Source organism: Bacillus sp. FSL M8-0077 (genome assembly GCF_038050255.1).
Classification (GTDB): Bacteria; Bacillota; Bacilli; order Bacillales; family Bacillaceae; genus Bacillus; species Bacillus altitudinis.
The window spans coordinates 392,698-414,199 of record NZ_JBBPAF010000001.1 but is presented as its reverse complement, the minus strand read 5'-3'; the positions used below and the strand labels follow the sequence as shown (position 1 = coordinate 414,199).

At 45.8% G+C, this 21,502-nt stretch carries 2 protein-coding genes; both read right to left on the bottom strand.

The annotated features are described in order from the left end of the window. Window positions 1-36: 36 nt before the first annotated feature. The gene (locus NST57_RS02050) at window positions 37-10,731 is read right to left on the bottom strand and encodes a non-ribosomal peptide synthetase (RefSeq protein ID WP_341297926.1); all 10,695 of its coding nucleotides are present in this window, start codon (window positions 10,729-10,731) and stop codon (window positions 37-39) included. A gap of 19 nt (window positions 10,732-10,750) precedes the next feature. Then, window positions 10,751-21,466 (bottom strand): non-ribosomal peptide synthetase, encoded by a 10,716-nt coding sequence (locus NST57_RS02045; protein ID WP_341297925.1) that lies wholly within the window; start codon window positions 21,464-21,466, stop codon window positions 10,751-10,753. Window positions 21,467-21,502 lie beyond the last annotated feature (36 nt).

Sequence of the window (21,502 nt, the reverse complement as noted above, 5' to 3'; positions counted from 1 at the left end):
TTCCTCCTTTCCTTTTTCATGACTGATCTAGTGGTGTTAGGTCAATTTCTCCTCGAGCATGTCAAAGATATCGTCCATTTCATCCATTTCAAGATCTGCAGCCGAGAAGTCACTTGGCGTAAATTCTCGCTCTTGATGCGCTAAGCAATGAGTGATGATGGACCTGATTTTCTCCTTCAACAATGCGATGAACTGCTGTATCGTTTGTTCTTCATATTCACTTGCACAATATGAGCACGACAGAATGAATTGATTGTGCTGAACAAGACCGCTAAGGTTCAGCTTATAAACAGCTTCTGATTCAGGGCTTGCTTGACGGCCCATATCATAGGTTGAGGGCCCAAAGAGTTCTGTCGTCACTTCCTGATCAATCTGCCCCAGATAGTTCAAGCTGATTTCAGGATGCACGTGTTTGACTGACGGTTCGGATGGTGTCATGTATCTGAAAACACCGTAGCCAATCCCTTTATTCGGTACACGACGCAGCATCTCTTTCGTTCCTTTGATAGTATCTGCAATGGTCTGATTCGGTTTCGCTTCAAGAACGACTGGATACATGCTCGTAAACCAGCCAACCGTGCGGGATACATCTAATCCTGATAAAATATCCTCTCTTCCATGACCTTCAAGCTGTACATGTACATGAGATTGACCTGTCCATTCCTGAACGGCCAGCCCGAGCGCACATAGAAGAATATCATTCATTTCTGTTGTGTACGGAAGATGGATATTCGTTAACAGATGCTCGGTTTCTGCTTCTGTCAGCTGCATTTTGACTGCTTTCGTATCCGCGACTTTTCTTTCTTTTACTTCATGGTCAACAGGTAAAGTCGTAAACGGTCTATTTTCAATCGCTGCCCAATACTCCTTCTGGTTTTTTAGCAGCTGTGACTGTGCGTATCGTTCAACCGCTTCTGCCCATTCTTTGAAAGAGTGCGTTTTTGGCGGCAGAACCATTGCTTCTCCTTTTTCTGCCTGATGATAAAGAGACATAAAGTCTTCTAGTAAAATCCGGCATGAAACGCCGTCAATCACAAGATGATGTGTGATCATGAGTAAGTGATCACCGTTTTCTGTATGGAAACAAATCACTTTCATCAATGGACCTTTTTCAAGATTCAGTTGACGCTGATACTCATTGGCGTATGTGGAAATCGCCTGTTTCACATCTTGCGCTTTTGAAACATCACAAGAAATAATTGAAAATGGTTCTGTCAGCTCCCGCTGATTGTATTGCAGCATGTCATCATGCTCCTGTCTGAACACCATGCGCAGTGAATCATGATGTGAAAACAGCCTTTGCAGGACTTGTTCTGTGACCGCCAAGTCAAACCCCTTTGGTGCATGGAGCATCATTGAGAGATTCCAGTGGTGCTGGTGATCAAAGTTCCGTTCAAAGAACCAGCGCTGAATCGGTGTTAAAATAACCTCTCCTTCGACAGCTGATTGATCGGCTGTGAGAAGATCGGCTTCTTCGATATATGGGCGAAGCTCCGCAATCGTTGGGTATTGGAAAAGCAGCTTCATATCGAGCTTCCAGCCCGCTTGCGTAAGTCTGCTTGCCATTTGAATGCCTTTAATCGAATCTCCGCCAAGGAAGAAGAAATGGTCGTGAATACCAACTTGGCTGACGCCAAGCACATCTTCCCAAATGCCGCAAAGTAGTGTTTCCACTTCATCTCTTGGCGCTTCGTATGCTGTTTGATTCGCTTCCACATCAGGTGCTGGCAGTGCTTTGAGATCGACTTTGCCATTTGCCGTCATCGGCAGTTGGTCTAGCTCGATGATCCATGATGGCACCATATATTCAGGTAAGGTGCGCTTTAAGCTTTCTTTCAAAGTGCCCGTTTCTTTATCTGTGATAACGTAAGCGACAAGAGCGTCTTGATCACTTGCATCTTTGACCGTTGTCACGATGGCTTCTTTCACTTCATTTAGCGTAAGGAGCTGTGCTTCAATTTCTGACAGCTCAATACGGAATCCGCGGATGTTCACTTGATGGTCTTTTCTACCGAGATAAATCAGCTCGCCATCCTCGGTCCATTTCACCAAGTCACCTGTACGGTACATGCGCTCTCCTGGATAAAACGGATCTGGGACAAACCGTTTGTCCGTTTCCTCTGGTAGATTCCAATAGCCTCTTGCCAATCCTTTCCCGGCAATCACGAGCTCACCCGGTACGCCTTGCGGCGAGAGGTCATATAACGAACCCATAATGTAAAAACGAGTATTGGCAATCGCCGTTCCGATAGGAAGCGTGCCTTGATCTGGATCAATGATCCCGCTTGTCGCCACGACCGTATTTTCTGTTGGGCCGTAGTTATTCACGAGTTTGTATGGAACGGGCTTCACCTGTTTCAGCTTGTCCCCGCCTGTCAGTAAGTAACGGAGAGAATGATTGTCCATCGACATAAACTGCTCACATAGCTGCGTTGGCAGGAACGCAATGGTGATGCCTTCGTGATTAAAATACGAATTGAGCTTGATCATATCGAGGCGAATCGCTTCGTCGATGATATGGAGCTCTGCGCCGGCCATCCACGTAGGGAACATCTCCCAAATGGAGGCATCAAAGCCAAAGCCGGCATATTTGGCGGTTCGGTCTTGTTTCGTCACCTGGAAAGCATCATTGTGCCAAAAAGCAAGATTGACAAGGGACTGGTGCTCGACCATGACACCCTTCGGCTGTCCAGTCGTTCCAGATGTGTAAATCATATAGGCGAGATCCATCGGTTTGACAGGAACCTGAATCTCGTGCGCTTCTCCTTCTACCGCCTCTTCTATTGAGAGGGTAAGACCTGTGAAAGAAGGTGGTGCAATGAGCCCTTTCTGAATCAGAAGGACCTCTGCCCCGCCATCTTCCAGCATGTAGGCAATGCGCTGCGCTGGATAATCGGCATCAATCGGCACGAATGCCGCGCCTGCCTTGAGAACTCCTAGAACAGCGGCAGTCATCTCGAGCGATGGGCGTGTGAGAATGCCGATGCGGTCTCCCGGTTTTGTGCCGCTGGAAATAAGTGTTGCGGCGACTGTATTCGCCCGGTTGTTCAGTTCTTCATACGTCCAGCTTGACCCGCAGAAGGATGCGGCTTTTTGATGAGGCACTTCCTGTGACTTCGCCTCAATCAATGCATGAACCGTTTGATCTTTCGGGACATCTAAGATAGGTCCTGACCATTCATCAAGCAGATTTCGCTCTTCTTCTTTTGTTAAGATGGATATGGTTGAGATCGGCTGATACAATTTCGCAAGCATTTCGTCTATGATTCGCTCAAAATATTGACTCCATCTCTGAATGGTACTCTTTTTAAATAGTGCCGCTGCATATTCAAAGCGCAAACCCACTTGATCTTGTTCCTCAAAGATACCGAGCGTTAAATCAAATTTTGCCTGAACGGCTTCTTGCTGTTTGTGCGAAAGCGTAAGTCCATTCAAATTCGGTAACGTCAGATCACGGTCATCCGTTGTCATCATGACACTAAACAACGGGTTGCGGCTCGTGTCTTTTGGAAGGTCTAACTGCGCGACCAAATCCTCAAACGGGAACCCTTGATGTTCATAGGCTGATAGATTGTGATCTTTTATTTTTTCTAGCAAATGCTCTGTAGTTTCTTCTAACTGAACATCATGTCGAAGGGCCAGTGTATTCACAAACATGCCCGGAATCCGTTCGATTGACGCATGTGTACGTCCAGCCGTTACAGCACCTATGACGATGTCATGCTGCCCAGTCAATTTATGAAGGAGAATGGCAAAGGCCGTTTGCATCACCATGTTCAAGCTCACATTTTTTTCAGCCATGAGTGCTTTGACATGCTGCGCCTGTTCAGCAGACAGCCATCTATCCACCCTGTCTCCTGCAAATGACTGCACACTAGGCCGAGGGAAATCAAGCGGAAGTGCCAAGTCTTCTGGCGGCTGTGCATATTGCTCCAGCCAATACTGCCGCTGTTTTTCAAGTGCTGCTTGCTGCTCTTCCTCTTGCTGCCATACCGCATAATCCTTGTAATGTAGCTGAACTGGCGGTAACGTCTTATGCTCATACAACTCCGCTAATTCTTGAATGAGCAAACTGCGTGTCACCCCGTCTGCGATGATATGGTGCATGTCCATCATGAACACATATTTGTCATCAGACAGCTTTGCCACTTTCGCCCTCATTAGAGGTGCTTGATGTAATGAGAATGGTGTCATGAAATTGTCTACGACAGATTGTACCTGATCGCTTTCTACTTCAACCACCTGTAACGTAAACGGCACACGGCGATATACTTTTTGAACGGGGATACCGTCAATTTCAACAAAGGCTGTCCGCAATGACTCATGTCTATCAATTAAAGCTTGAATCGCCCCTTCTAGCTGCTTCAGATCAAGGTTTCCTTCCATCATGAAAACGGCTGGCATATGGTAGGTGACGGATTCTGGGTGTAGCTGCTGTAATACGTACATTCGCTTTTGTGCGGAAGAGACTGGATAGAAATCTTGCTTTTCCGCTGGCTGAATGGATGTGACGAGCGAAGCATCAGCTTCTTCTAAATAGGCAGCTATCGCCCGTATCGTTGGCTTTTCAAAAAGAACTTTGAGTGGAACATGCTGATTCAGCTTGGCTTGCATTTTAGAAATGAGTACCATGCCTTTCAGAGAATGCCCGCCTAATTCAAAGAAATGGTCATCAACGCCGACTTTCTCAACCCCAAGAACATCTGACCAAATATCACAAAGCGTCTTCTCAAGCGCCGTTTCTGGTGCTGCGTGTGCCGTGCGGTTCATATGTGCCTCATGAGGAAGCGGTAGAGATTTCGCATCTACTTTTCCGTTTTGTGTCAGCGGAATATGATCCACTTTGACAAAATAAGTAGGAATCATGTAATCCGGCAGTGTCTCTGAAAGCTTTTCTCTAAATGCCAGCGTCCCAATGTGATCAGGTGCAGTATAATATAACGCCAGCTCCGGTAAACGAGATGTGTTGATCACTTTGACATACACTTTTTGAATGGTTGAAAGGGTACGTGCGGCATGCTCAATTTCTTGTTTCTCAATTCGATAGCCACGAATTTTCACTTGATCGTCTACTCTTCCAAGGAATTCAATCTCCCCATTTGCATGCTGCCTGACCAAATCTCCGGTCCGATACATCCGCTCTTGAGGGAAATAAGGATTTTCAAGAAAACGATCCGCTGTTAATTCAGGCTGATTCAAATAACCGCTGGAAACACCATCACCTGAAATATAGAGCTCACCCGGTGCGCCATAAGGGACAAGGCGCTGCTCGCGATTGCATACAAGCGCTCTTGTATGAGCAATAGGCTTTCCGATGACAGAACGCTCCTTTAAAACATCCAGCTCATGCGGTGTCATTATCTTGCTCACTGTACCAATCGTTGTTTCTGTTGGACCGTAATGATTCATCACTGCCACGCATGGATGCTGCTTCATAAATGTCTCAACATCTTCTGAGGCAATCGGTTCTCCTCCCAATACCACAAGCCGTAAAGCGTCAAATGTATAACCCTTTGAATCTGCCATCATATGAAATAAGGATGGTGTCATTTTGATATAAGTCAGCTCTTGTTCTTCAATAAAACGCATGAGACGTACAGGGTCTGTATACACGTCTTCACAAGGAATATAGAGTGTCCCGCCTGCTTTTAGAACCGGGAAAATGCTTGTGTAACCAAGGTCGTATGCATAAGAGGACAGGAGTGCCGTTCGATCGCATTCTTGTAACGTCACCTCATGTGTCAACCAGTTGACGTAGTGTGATAGATTACGATGCGTGAGCTGTACACCCTTTGGCTTCCCTGTTGTTCCAGATGTGTAAATCACATAAGCCAGTTGATCAACCGATACGTCCGGCAGGTCTAGAGAATCGTTTCGTTGTACGGCTTTCTCCACATGTACGACCTGAATCGACTTGAGAGGCTGATAGGAATCGTCAAGAGACTCATTTGCCACGATCACCTTTGCCCCTGAATCTTCTAATGTGTAGCGAATACGTTCCGCAGGAAAAGCTGGATCAATTGGTACAAAGGCACCGCCAGCTTTCATTACACCTAGCATCGAGACAATGACATAGACAGAACGATCCAGAATAAGCGCCACTATGCTTTCTTTCTCAACACCTTGCACCTTCAGCTCACTGCAAAGGGCATTGGACATGTGGTCCAGTTCGCGGTAGGTGAGCTTCCTTTCACCATCCATCACCGCAATGGCATCAGGCGTTTCCATGGCTTGACGTGAAAATTGCACATGATACGGCTCATGTTGACCTGTTTGTTCTCCATCCCTTTTCTCCAGCCGCTCCATTTGCTCATGCTGATCCAAGAGATTGAACAAGCCAATTCGTTCATTCGGATGCTGGACCGCCTCACGAATAATCGCAAGAAGATGTGTTCCGAACCGGCGGATGGTTTCCTCTTTAAATAATGCCGTTGCATAGTCTAGGCTTAGTTTTATTTCTCCCTCACGTTCAAATGCTTCTAGAGACAGATCAAATTTGACGGATCGGTGCTGCATTGCATAAGGCGAAATGTTCAGATTGCCGAGCTTTAGTGCAGGAACATCCATGTTCTGCATATTAAACGAAACACTAAAGAGCGGGCTTCGGGTTGTATCACGATCGAGTGGCAGACGCGCGATTAACTCTTCGAGCGGGTAGCTTTGATGCGCAAAAGCATTTAGACTCGTTTCTTTTATTTCTTCAAGCAGCTGTAAAAATGACTTTGTTTGTTCCGGTTTTCCGCGCATCGCAATGGTATTGATGAACATCCCCGGCATGTCCTGAATATCAGGATGTGTTCGCCCCGCAACAGGTGATCCGACAATAATATCTTCCTGTCCGCTGTAGGAAGCGAGCAGCACTTGAAATGCTGATAATAAGAACATGTACAGCGTCGTATCTGTTTTCTTGAGCAGCTCATGAATACGCTGAGTCGTCGCTTGATCACAGCCAAACATCACTCGTTCTCCAGAAAAATCACGTTCCACTGGACGCGGGTAGTCTGTCGGCAAATCTAAAACCGGTACATCTCCTTGGAATTGTTTCAGCCAATACGTCTCATGCACACGCTGTTTCTCTGTTTCTTCTTCACTTAACTGCCAGACAGCGTAGTCTTTATAATGAATGGTTCTTTCTGCAAGCGTTTCTCCATCATAGGCTTTCGCCAAATCCTGAATGAACGTCTTCATGGAGCTGCCATCTGTAATCAGGTGATGTGCTTCCAGGACTAAAAGATGACGATCATGACTCACTTTGAGCAGCTGTGCCCGCAGGAGGGGAGCGGCTGTCAAATCAAACGGCGCCTGACGTTCAGCAAGAAATGCCTCGGCCTCTTCTTCCTTTACATCATGGATGGGGAGATCAAATGCCGCTCGTTCATGTACCCTTTGGACAATGTTCTCGCCTTTCATATGAAAACTCGTTCTTAAGATTTCATGCGTTTGAATCATCTCATCAAATGCTGAGGTGAGCCGCTGATGATCGAGCGTACCTTCAAGCGTTAAGACGATCGGAATATGATAGTTCGTACTCTTAGGCTCAAGTGTTTGTAAAATGTATAAGCGCCGCTGAGCTGGTGACACTGGGTAGTCCTCCGCCTTCGCTGCGGGTAAGATCGGATGTCCTTGTTCTTCTTGACCGTCCTGATCAATGTATGCCGCAAGCGATCGAACCGTTGGCTTTTCAAATATCACTTGAATTGGAACTTCCTTTTGGAACACTTCTTGGATTTTGGCTGACATCATCATCGCTTTGAGTGAATGTCCGCCAGTCATGAAGAAATGCTCATCTATTCCCACCGCTTTCCCAAGCAGTTCCTCCCAAATTTGAGCAAGCGCCTTTTCTGTCTCAGTTTCGGGCGGAATGATCCTTATTTCTTCACGATGAGTTTCATCAGGCGTTGGTAAAGCTTTTCGATCGACCTTTCCGTTTGCAGTAAGCGGAAAAGCATCTAGCTTCATGACGTGATGCGGTACCATATATGCTGGCAGTGCTTGATGAAATAGAGCCCGCACTTCTTCTTCCGTGATCGTTCCCGTATAGTAAGCGGTCATTTCTTTTTCTTCTGAAGGAGACGCATGGATGAGCACAACCGCATCATCAATCCCCTGCTCTTGTTGAAGAACTGTTTCAATTTCACCGAGCTCAATACGGAAGCCGCGGATTTTCACTTGATCATCTGTCCGTCCAAGGAATTCGATTTGACCATTTGAACCGTACCTAGCCAAATCTCCTGTTCGATACAAACGCCCTTCTGCCTTGAAAGGATCAGCGATAAATGCTTGCTTTGTTAATTCTGGACGGTGGAGATATCCTCTTGAGACACCGTCCCCGCCGACATACAGCTCTCCTGGCGCGCCAATTGGCTGAAGTCTTTGATTGTCATCTAAAATGTAAGCGGACGAATGATTGATCGGCTGACCAATTGGAATCGTGCCCGTTTCATCCCCTCTCACCTCATAAATGGTCGAGATGGTGGTGTTTTCTGTGGGGCCATACGCATTCAGTAAAACAAGTGATGGATGGTTTTTCTTCACAAGCTCTGCACTTTTCACATTGATCACATCACCGCCTGTGATCAATTTGGACAACCCTTTAAACATATTCGGCCGCTGCTGAGCGAGTTGATTAAACAAACCTGTCGTTAAAAAGAGCGCCGAGATTTGATGCGTTTGGATAAATCGTTCAAATCGGTTGATGTCTAATAACGTGTCACGGTCAACAGGATAAAGCGTTGCACCGTTCAGCAGTGTTGTGAAAATTTCAAAGGTAATGGCATCAAAGCTGACTGCTCCTGTATGTGCCATACGATCCGATTTGTTCAAGCCCAGTGTCTCCTGTGAACATGCTAATCTGACAATATGCTGATGCTCAATTTGAACACCTTTTGGCCGGCCGGTTGACCCCGACGTGTACATGATATACGCCAATTGCGAAGGAGAGGTCTCGACTTCAAATGGTACGTTTGATTGATTCGATATGTCCGACACATGAACGGCTTGGATGCTTTCATGAACTGGTGGCTGGCTGTCCGCATAGAGCAACACGGATGCGCCGCTGTCTTCAAGCATAAAGCGGATTCTCTCCTCTGGCTGAGCTGGATCAATTGGCACGTAAGCAGCCCCTGCTTGTAGAACCGCTAAAATCGCGATCACTGCTTCAGCAGATCGATTCATATACACTGCGACGGCATCTTCTTGTTTCACTCCGCTGTCAACCAAATGACCCGCCACACGATGGATTTCTTGGCCGAACTCTTCATAAGTGAATGCCCGCTCCCCTTCGACTAACGCCAGATGATCTGGCTGCGTTTGAATGCGTTCTTTAAGAAGCTCAGGAATAGACAGATGCTTTGGATAATCTCGTTTCGTCTTGTTCCATGCTTCAATCTGCTGTTTTTCTTCTTCCGTGATACACGTCACGTCATGAAGGCGAACCTCCGGGTTTTCGATGATCTGCTTCATGAGATGGGTGAGGTGTTTCGATATTTTTTCAATAACCTCTTCTTCAAAAGCCGCCGCATTGTATTTGATTTTCAATGTCCATGTTTCACCTGGATATACGAGGACATTTAGATCGAAATTCGTTTGTTCAAATCCGTCTTTTACATCAATGGAAAACCCTAGACGTTCCGACATGGTGTCACCAGATAGCTCTTGATCTAAAGGATAGTTCTCAAACCCGACCAAGTGATCAAAGAGCTGTCCGCCAGTAGCTGTCTGTTGCTGAATGTCATAAAGCGGCATAAAATCATAATTTTCCGCTTCCAGCGCATGCTGCTGAACTTTTTGAAACAGCTGTTTGAAGGTGTCTTCCTGATTCATTTCTACCCTGACCGGTATTGTATTGATAAAAAGCCCTGCCATCTGTTCTATACCAGCCACACTTGGCGGCCTGCCAGATACGACTGTTCCGAAAGTGACATCATCTGCCGCGTGGTAAGTGCCTAAAAGAACCGACCAAACAGCCTGGAATAGATTTGGTGCTGTTACTTGGCAATTCCTTGCGATCTCTTGAATGCTGCTGACCATTTCAGCATCCCATGTGAACGTCCATTCTTGATGGTCATATTGTCCGTTCGCTTCTTTTTGCTGCAAAAGCCCTTGATGCTGAATCGCACCATCTAAGCGCCCCTTCCAATAGCCTTCCGCTGCTTGTTGATTTTGCTTGCCAAGCCACTGGATATAATCTGCATAAGGTTTTCCTTGTGAGCGATCTGGCGTTTTGCCGTTCCGATAAGATTCGTAGTAATGAAACAATTTTTTCATCAAAACTCCCATGGACCAACCATCCATGATGATGTGATGGTTGCTCCAAATGAGATGCCAGTTTGTTTCATTCAGTTGAAAAACAGCGACCTTCAATAACAAATCATTCGTTAAATGGAAGCCTTGCTTTCTCACTTGCTTTTTATATTGATCCAGTACCTTTTGCTGTTCCTGATGATTCAGGTGAGATAGATTCTCTCTATACACATCTAGATTGCGCTCTGCCAGTACAACCTGACGAGGCTTCTGTAATTGCTGATAGACAAAGGCTGTACGGAGAATGTCATATGTGCCGATGAGCTCATTGAGACTTTTTTCAAAAAGATCGAGATCAAACTCCCCTCTTATTCCAAGCTCCAGCTGTGTGAAATAAGAGGAAGAATTAGGGTCTAGCATGGCATGATATAACATGCCTTCTTGCATTGGTGTTAAAGGATATACCTTTTGAATCTTCTGTTTGCTCATAGTCCACCTCTTCGTTTGCTTAAAATATATCCATTAGCTTTTCAAGTTCATCCATGGTCAGGTCATCGTCACCTACATCACTAGGCGTAATTTGCGCTTCATCTTGTGATACACAATGTGAGATGAGTGCCTTCACGTTCTTTTCTAAAAGGTCCTTGAACTGTTCCATCGTCTGCTCTTCAAATTCAAGCTGGTGATATGAAATCGTCATATGGAACATGCCCTGTTCTACGAAACCAACAATATCTAATGCATGAGGTTTCTCTGATTCTGGACTTAATGATTGACCTGCCTGCCAAGCGGATCGACTTAGTTCACCCTCGCCAATCTGTTCATCAAACTGACCAAGATAGTTAAAGCTGATATCTGGCGTGACATCAAATGCGATACCGTCCTTCATTTTGTCAGGCGTTAAGTATTTTAAAATGCCATAGCCGATTCCCTTGTTCGGAATGTGTCTGAGCTCTTCTTTCAAAAGCTTGATTTGATACGAAAGATCCTCCGCATGCGACAAATCAAGCAGCACAGGATACATGCTCGTAAACCAGCCGATGGTCCGCGACACATTGACCGCCGGAAGGATGTCTTCCCTTCCATGTCCTTCAAGGTGAATAAAGTGTCTGTTTTCTCCAGTCCACTCTTTCAGGGTCAATCCTAAAGCGGTTAGCAAAATGTCATTGATTTCCGTGTGGTACGCCTCATGTACTTCTGTCAGTAGACTGCGTGTTTCTTCCTCAGACAGCGTAAAGCGAATGGTTTTTGTATGCAGCATTCTTTGATCCTCTGCGACTTGATCCTTTTGCAGAGGTGCGGTTGAATGCCCAAGTACCTTTTTCCAATAGTTCCTTTCTGCCAGCAGCTCATCTGACACCGCGTATTCCGTCAACTTCTGGGCATATTCTTGGAATGAATGTGTTTTTTCAGGAAGTGTCAGCTCCTCCCCGCGCTTCGCCTGCTCATAAAGAGCTATGAAGTCTTCAAGGAAAATACGCCATGACACACCATCAATGACAAGGTGATGTACAGCGAGCAATAATTGATCTCCATGATCAGTACGGAAAATGGCAGGTTTGACTAATGGTCCCTCTGTTAAAGAAATACTCGCCTGCACTTCATTTGCCAGCTTTTCTACGTGCTGGATTTGCTGTGATCGTTCTCCTTGTACTTCTACCACGTCCACCGCTACATCGTTTTCGTCTACTCCACGATGACGCTGGATGATGCGTCCTTCTTCTATCGGATAAACCAATCGCAAAGCATCATGATGGGTCATCAACTGCTCGAGCACTTGTTTGACAAGCACTTCATCCAAACCATTTGCCGCATGGAGCATAACGGACTGATTCCAATGATGCTGCCTGCTGAAGTTCCGTTCAAAGAACCAGCGCTGAATCGGTGTTAAAATAACCTCTCCTTCGACAGCTGATTGATCGGCTGTGAGAAGATCGGCTTCTTCGATATATGGGCGAAACTCCGCAATCGTTGGGTATTGGAAAAGCAGCTTCATATCGAGCTTCCAGCCCGCTTGCGTAAGTCTGCTTGCCATTTGAATGCCTTTAATCGAATCTCCGCCAAGGAAGAAGAAATGGTCGTGAATACCAACTTGGCTGACGCCAAGCACATCTTCCCAAATGCCGCAAAGTAGTGTTTCCACTTCATCTCTTGGCGCTTCGTATGCTGTTTGATTCGCTTCCACATCAGGTGCTGGCAGTGCTTTGAGATCGACTTTGCCATTTGCCGTCATCGGCAGTTGGTCTAGCTCGATGATCCATGATGGCACCATATATTCAGGTAAGGTGCGCTTTAAGCTTTCTTTCAAAGTGCCCGTTTCTTTATCTGTGATAACGTAAGCGACAAGAGCGTCTTGATCACTTGCATCTTTGACCGTTGTCACGATGGCTTCTTTCACTTCATTTAGCGTAAGGAGCTGTGCTTCAATTTCTGACAGCTCAATACGGAATCCGCGGATGTTCACTTGATGGTCTTTTCTACCGAGATAAATCAGCTCGCCATCCTCGGTCCATTTCACCAAGTCACCTGTACGGTACATGCGCTCTCCTGGATAAAACGGATCTGGGACAAACCGTTTGTCCGTTTCCTCTGGTAGATTCCAATAGCCTCTTGCCAATCCTTTCCCGGCAATCACGAGCTCACCCGGTACGCCTTGCGGCGAGAGGTCATATAACGAACCCATAATGTAAAAACGAGTATTGGCAATCGCCGTTCCGATAGGAAGCGTGCCTTGATCTGGATCAATGATCCCGCTTGTCGCCACGACCGTATTTTCTGTTGGGCCGTAGTTATTCACGAGTTTGTATGGAACGGGCTTCACCTGTTTCAGCTTGTCCCCGCCTGTCAGTAAGTAACGGAGAGAATGATTGTCCATCGACATAAACTGCTCACATAGCTGCGTTGGCAGGAACGCAATGGTGATGCCTTCTTTATTAAAATACGAATTGAGCTTGATCATATCGAGGCGAATCGCTTCGTCGATGATATGGAGCTCTGCGCCGGCCATCCACGTAGGGAACATCTCCCAAATGGAGGCATCAAAGCCAAAGCCGGCATATTTGGCGGTTCGGTCTTGTTTCGTCACCTGGAAAGCATCATTGTGCCAAAAAGCAAGATTGACAAGGGACTGGTGCTCGACCATGACACCCTTCGGCTGTCCAGTCGTTCCAGATGTGTAAATCATATAGGCGAGATCCATCGGTTTGACAGGAACCTGAATCTCGTGCGCTTCTCCTTCTACCGCCTCTTCTATTGAGAGGGTAAGACCTGTGAAAGAAGGTGGTGCAATGAGCCCTTTCTGAATCAGAAGGACCTCTGCCCCGCCATCTTCCAGCATGTAGGCAATGCGCTGCGCTGGATAATCGGCATCAATCGGCACGAATGCCGCGCCTGCCTTGAGAACTCCTAGAACAGCGGCAGTCATCTCGAGCGATGGGCGTGTGAGAATGCCGATGCGGTCTCCCGGTTTTGTGCCGCTGGAAATAAGTGTTGCGGCGACTGTATTCGCCCGGTTGTTCAGTTCTTCATACGTCCAGCTTGTGCCGCAGAAAGTTGCGGCTTTATGATGAGGTACTTCTTGTGACTTCGCCTCAATCAATGCATGAACCGTTTGATCTGTCGGGACATTTAGATAAGGGCCCGACCATTCATCAAGCAGTTTTTGCTGCTGCGCTGGTGATAATAATTGCATCTGATCTAATAATTGATCTGGTGCTGACACCATTTGTTCGATCAGGTAAAGGAAATACTCCTTCCACTTCTCAATCGAAGACTGCTCAAAGATAGAAGAATTAAAATCAAACACAAGCTCGATTTGATCGTCAGATTCGTTTCCAGTTAAGGTCAAGTCAAATTTGGCTATGTTCTCATTGAATGATTGTGGAACAATGTGAAGTCCATCCATCGACAAGTCACGGATATCTGCATTTTCCATCGAGAACACCACATCAAAGATTGGATGACGGCTTGTGTCGCGAACCGTTTGCACTTGGTCCACCAATTCTTCAAATGGGTAAAGCTGGTGTTCATTTGCCTCTAATACAAGCTCATGAACTTTTGACGCAAATTGAGAAAATGTCTGGTGTCCTTCTGGCTTTGTTCTGAGTGCCAGCGTATTCACAAACATGCCAATGACTGATTGAATATCAGGATGGGTTCTGCCCACCACTGGAGAACCGATCATGATGTCTTCTTGTCTCGAAAGCTTGCTTAAAAGCGTACTGTAGCAAGCAAGCAGCACTGTATACGTCGTACTGTTGAGTGATCTAACCAACTCATCCAATTGCGCTTTAAGCGCACCCTCTATAGAGAATTCGACGCGGCCCCCTTCAAACGTCTGAACCTTTGGTCTCGGAAGATCTTCAGGCAGCGCCAAAACAGGCAGTTCCCCTTGTAATTGTTCCAGCCAAAACGCCGCTTCAGCCTCTTTTTGTGCAAGAGATTCTTCACTGTTTGACCAGACCGCATAGTCCTTATATTGAATAGGCAATTCCTCAAGTTCGTCTCCTCGATACAAAACCGAAAGCTCATCAATTAAAATACCGACAGACGCACCATCTGAAATGATGTGGTGCATATCAATCAACAGATAATGAACACTCTCCGATTCAGACACAAGCCCCACTCTGAATAGCGGCGCTTTTTCTACATCAAATGGACGGATAAAATCATTCATTAATTGCTGAATGTCTCGGCCATTCCCTTCGATGTTTTCAATGTTCACAGAGACATTCGTTTCAATCCGCTGAACAGGTTCCCCTTGAACGAAATCAAAACTCGTACGGAATGCTTCGTGACGATGAACAAGCTGTTCAATGGCTTTTTTAAATCGTTTTTCATCAAAAACACCTTCAAGTTTTAAGGCAGCTGGCATATGATAGCTCTGCTCGGCATCTGTCATTTTTTGCAGAACGAACAATCTTTTCTGAGCAGATGTCACTGGATAAAAAGCGGCTTCTTCCGCTTTCTCCACTCGCCTGATTTCAGTTCGATCTGTTTGATCCACCGCAAGGGCAAACGTCTCTAAAGTGGGTGATTCAAATAATGTTTTCAAAGTACATTCCACATGCATCTCTTCATAGAGCCTGTTCAGCATTTTCATGCCGCGCAGTGAATGACCACCGCATTCAAAGAAATGATCATGTCTGCCGATTTTCGGCACTTCAAGAACTTCCTCCCAAATGTGTGCCAATATACGCTCTGTATCTGATTGAGGAGGGACGTATTCATTTGCCGCCTGCTCACTTACATCAGGTACAGGTAATGCCCGTCTGTCTACCTTGCCATTCCCCGTTAGTGGCAGCTCGTCTAATTGCATGAAGAAAGCTGGCATCATATAAACGGGGAGTTCTCGTCCTGCTTGCTCACGTAAATCCGACAGCGGAACAGCACCTTCTGCTGTGAAATATGCACACAATGTATCATTTGATATCGCAAGGACAACGGCTTCCTTCACTTGCGGATGTTGCAATAGCTGGTGTTCAATTTCGCCAAGCTCAATACGCTGACCTCGAATCTTGACTTGATGATCTATTCGCCCAATGAATTCAATATCTCCATTTGAAAGCCAACGTGCGAGATCACCCGTTTTATACATGACTTCACCAGATCGGAAAGGATTTTCAACAAATTTTTCACTCGTTAACTCCGGCTGGCGATAATACCCCTTGACCAGTCCGTCACCTGCGACACAAAGCTCTCCAGCAATTCCCGGCGGCTGCACATGTCCAAACTCATCGACAATATAAACAGCCGTTTGACTCACCGGCTTTCCGATCGGAATCGACAGTGCTTGTTCTTCAATGTGATTCACCGGATAATACGTTGTAAAAATCGTGCTTTCAGAAGGTCCATACATATGAATGAGTTTGTCTTCTCCAACCGTTTCCAGCGCTGCCACAACATGCGGCACAGAAGCACGCTCCCCGCCAAACAGCACTTTTCTGACGTTTTTCAGGCTGTCTTTTTTCAGATCAATCAGTAAGTGAAATAGAGCGGTCGTGATCATTAAAATACTGACTTTTTCCTTCTCAATCGCGCCAGAAAGCTCATTCATATTTAAAATGTTATCTTTTGGCAAAACAATGAGTTTCGCTCCGTTCAATAAAGCGCCAAACACATCAAACATAAATGCATCAAATACATAGTTTGAAATGCTCATCACCGTGTCTTCATGATGAATGGTGAGATAATTCGACTGCTTCACTGTTCTCAAAATGTTCCGGTGCGTCACCATGTTTCCTTTAGGTTTGCCTGTCGTACCAGATGTATAGGTCAAATTCGCCAAGTCCAAAGGCGAAACACATACAACTGGATTACTCTCTGACTGCTGATCAACGGCTTGATCTTCTGTTTCTATGATTTTCCCTTCAAACGCAGTAAGCACAGAGCGATGACGCAGCACCTGATGGGTCAGGACAAACTGTGCACCACTATCTGTCAAAAAGTGCTTGATGCGCTCATCAGGGAAGTCAGGATCGATTGGCACATATACACCGCCAGCCTTTAGCACAGCTAAAACCGACAACACCATCTCATTGGAACGTTCAAAGAATAAAGCCGCTTTCATCCCTTTTTCAAAACCATGTTCATGTAAATAATGAGCAAGCTGGTTTGCTCTGTGATTCAGCTCTTGATAAGAAAGAACAACGTCTTTATATTGCAAAGCAGGCTGGTGACCATGCTGCTGTACTTGCGATTCAAATTGCGTCACAATGGTTTCTTCCACAGGATAAGGCGTAGGTAACGGGTTCCATATCTTCAATTGAGCCTCTGCCTCTTGTTCAGACAGTAAGCGGTATGATTGAATCGCTTGCTCCGGCACTTCGACCATCTGCTCCAGAAGATAAACATAATGCTTGAGCAGCTGCTCGGCTGTACTTCGTTTAAATAACGCCGTACTATAATCGAGGACAAAGGAAAGACCATGACTTGACTCCATCGCTTGAAGTGTGAGATCAAACTTTGCAATATGGAAATTGGTTTCCTCAACTTCGACTTTCATCTCTCCAATATGCTGGGCTGTTGAATGATCTGGCGTTAGAGTAAAGACCGTATCAAATAATGGATGGCGGCTAAAATCTCTTTGCACATTTAGTTTTTCAAGCAGCCGCTCGAATGGATATTGCTGATGCTCAAACGCCCTCATCGTCTTTTCCTTTACTTGCTCAATCAACTGCGTCATTGAACCGTTCGGATCTACCTCTGAACGTAAAGCAAGTGTTTGGACAAACATGCCGATCATGTCATTCAAATCTGCATGCACCCGGCCTGCTGTCGGTGTCCCCACAACAAACTCCTTTTGACCTGTGTATTTCGCAAGCAATGTATAGTAAGCAGAAAGCAACACGGTATACAGCGTCGTATGATGATTCGCTGCAAGCTCCTGCAAACGGCCTGTTAACGTCTCATCTATATGCCTGAGAACGCGGTCTCCAGCGAAAGACTGAACTGCCGGACGCTGATAATCAGTTAGCAGCTGCAAAGCAGGGATATCTCCTGAAAATTCTTTCAGCCAGAAAGCTTCATCTTTTTGACCGCCTTGATCTGCCTGTTGTTCTTGCCAAACCGCATAATCTTGATATTGAAGCTTCAATGGCGCTTTCACTGATCCCTCATATACGTCAGACAACTCACGAAGCATCAAATCGATCGAAAGACCATCTGAAATCAGATGATGCATATCGAAATAGAGAAGATGCTCCTGATCATGTAAAGACTGCAACCCAACACGCAAAAGCGGAGCGTGCTCAAGATGAAAGGGTCTGACAAATTGACGCATGTTCTCTTCCATCGTGCTGCCTGTCACCTGTTCTATTTGAAATGGAACGGATGAAGCTACCCGCTGACGAGGGACTCCTTTGACTGTATGAAAAGAAGTTCGCAGCATATCATGACGTGCGATCAGTTTTTCAAAAGCTCCCTCCAACTTCTCTCGTTGCAGCGTTCCTCTTAATTTCACAACGGCAGGCATATGATAGGCGATGCTCTGCTCCAGCTGAGTCACCATATAAACACGCTGCTGCGCTGGTGACAGTGGATAATCGGCGGCAGTCGGTGCTTTCGGTATGACCACTTGTGAAGACTTTTCCGCTTGTTCAATATAAACAGCAAGTGCTGCAATCGTTTGCTGTTCAAATAAAACAGATAAAGGGACCTCCACTTGAAAAGCCCGCTGAACGAGTGTAAGAACTTTCATCGCTTTGAGTGAATGCCCGCCTATGTCAAAGAATGAGTCGTACACACCTATGTTCTCTTGATGAAGAACGTCTTCCCACAAACGAACAAGCTTCGTTTCTACATCGTTTCTAGGCGCTACATAAACAGCACTGATAGCCATGTCTCCCTTTAATGCAGCAAGCGCACGCCGGTCGACTTTCCCACTCACTGTCAGTGGAAATGCCTCAAGCTGCTTGAAATAAAGCGGCATCATATAAGCTGGCAGCTGATGTTTGATAGCGGCTTGCAGGGTGTCCACGGAAAGAAATTCTTGTCGTGCTTGATAGTAAGCACTTAAAGCCTTTCCACCGTCCGGTTCATCCACGACAAGGACAACAGCCTGATCGACTCCGTCTACCTGCTCCATGACCGCCTCAATTTCACCTGTTTCGATGCGGTAACCTCTTATTTTTACTTGGTCATCTATTCTTCCAAGGTAATCAATTGTGCCGTCTGGAAGCCATCTCACTACATCACCTGTGCGATACATCCGTTCTTCAGGAAAAAATGGATCTGGTCTGAATGCCTTCTCCGTCAATTCAGGCTGATTCACATAGCCCCGTCCAACTCCTATTCCCGCAATGCATAGTTCTCCCACAGCTCCCTGCACCTGTAGTTGTTCATGTTCATTTAAAATATAAATCCGGTGATGGCCCAGTGGCTTTCCAATTGACACATAGCGCTGTTCTGGTGACTTCTGCAGCTCACTGAGATCTAGACGGTGAACCGCCGCATCCACACACGTTTCTGTCGGACCATACACATTCCACAAGGCAAAATCCGGCTGGCTGACACGCACAGCTTCAATCAGCGCCTGCGCTGCTTTCGCAGGGAGTGCTTCTCCCCCAATCAGCATATGAGTCAGTGCAAGCCCATCCAAATCAGCTGCAAGTAAAAGCTGCACATGTGCTGGCGTTCCATCTGTTGCCTTAATTTGATGTTCTTTGTAATAAGCCGCTAGCTGTACACCGTTTCGTGTCGTTTCTCTTGGCACAATATGAAGCGTATGTCCAAATAAAAGAGCAGCAAAGATTTGTTTAACAGATGCATCGAAATGGAACGGTGCAAGAAGCGCCACTTGAAGCTGATTTGCCCCCTCATACACTTCGTGATGCAGGGCATGAACCAAATGATGCAGCTGAAGATGCTCGATCATCACTCCCTTCGGCTTTCCAGTCGTACCCGATGTATAAATGAGATAAGCCAAATCCTGTGATGTCGTCTGATCGATCAGCTCAGGCAGCGGACGATCTTCTAATTCCATATGCTGCTGGACAATCATTTTTTCCGCAATGGATGAATATCGCTGAACAAACGATTCTTCTGTTAAAACGATAGAAGCACCGGAATCTTCTACAATAAATTGAATGCGTTCCTCAGGTAATGCCGGATCGATCGGTACATATGCACCGCCAGCTTTTAATATCCCAAAAATGGCAGCCATCGCATCTGCCGTCCGTTCCATTAAAACGGCAACTGGTACATCACGCGAGACACCTTTCATCTGTAAAAATCGTGCCAGTTTGTCCGCTTTTTGATACAGCTCTCCATAAGTGAACGTTCCATTTTCCGCAACCACAGCTGCCCGTTCTGAATACTTTTTAGCTGCCTCATCAAATAAGTGGTGAACTGGTTTCGCTCCTGGTAAATCAAATGCTTCTCCCTTAGATAATTGAAGCAGCTGCTTTTGTTCATCTGCTGGCAGTAAAGAGAGAGCCCCAATTAGCTGATCTGGCTGAGAGGCTGCCGCCTCCAGCAAAATGATCAATCGATCAAACAGCTTACTCATATCATCTTCACTAAATAGGTCTGTACGGTAATCCAAATCAATGGTCAATGTATCTGTATCCCAGCGGTCTTTCACATGAATCGATATATCATTCATTCCGCTTCCACTAAAAATCGGCTCCGTAATGAACGAAAGATTCTCTTTTTTCTGCCACTGCATGACCTGATACTCTAAAGAAATATCAAACAGGCGTCCTGTAAATCCATCTCTTTCCCTTAAATCATTCATGAGCACATTGTAAGGATATTTTTGATGACGCAAGATCTTCATCTGATCCGCCATGACCTGCTTCACGAAATCAAGAAACGTGAGGGATCCTTGCACAGATGCGCGCATCGGAATGGTCGACACAAACATCCCAATCATCTTTTTTTCCTTTGCATTTGTCCGGTTGCCCATAAAAGTGCCAAGGACCACATCCTCCATGCCGCTGAATCGGTGCAAGTAAATATAGACAGCGGACATAAACATAGAAAGCATACTGACTTTCTCTTCTTCACAAAAGACTCGAAGCTTCTCCTTTAAAGAATCAGGAATATCCCCTGAAAATCTCTCCGCATGTAAGCTCATCTCGTAACCTTTATGCGGTGTTAAAGAAGCGAAATCTGGAATATTGGCAAATTGCTCGTTCCAAAAAGCTTGGTCTTTCTGAAAACGTTTAGAAGATTCATACGTTTGCTCACTCATGATGTGATCAACGAAGGAAATGTCTTCAATTGGGGAGATGTCTGTCCCCTGTAGCATGTCATGGTATAGATCAATGATTCGGTTTCCCATCAAGATAATTGAAATACCATCAGCCACAATATGATGTGCTTTACAGAACAGCCAGCACTCTTGATCACTGATTTGAAAGACCGTAAATTCAATTAAGGAACGATCAATCAGTTCCATCGGCTCACGAATCTCCTCGTTCGCCCACGCCCTGACTTCCTTTTCACTCCAGCCTTTCACCAAACGAATCGGCTGTTTTTCATATGGCTTAATATATTGAACGGGCTCCTCCTGCTCATGTCGATACACCAGCCTTAAACGAAGAGAATCAGTTTCACGAATGTACGCTTGAAGCACATCAACGATCAGAGAAGGATTTAGACCTGATACCGATCTTAACTTGGCAAACCCACCCAAATTAGAAATACTAGTGCCTGGGTAAAATCTTTCCGTGTAGAATACTCGCTTTTGCGCATGTGTTAAGGGGTAATAAACTGTACTCATTCTCATCCTCCGCTCTTCTATGTTTTCTCCACCAAC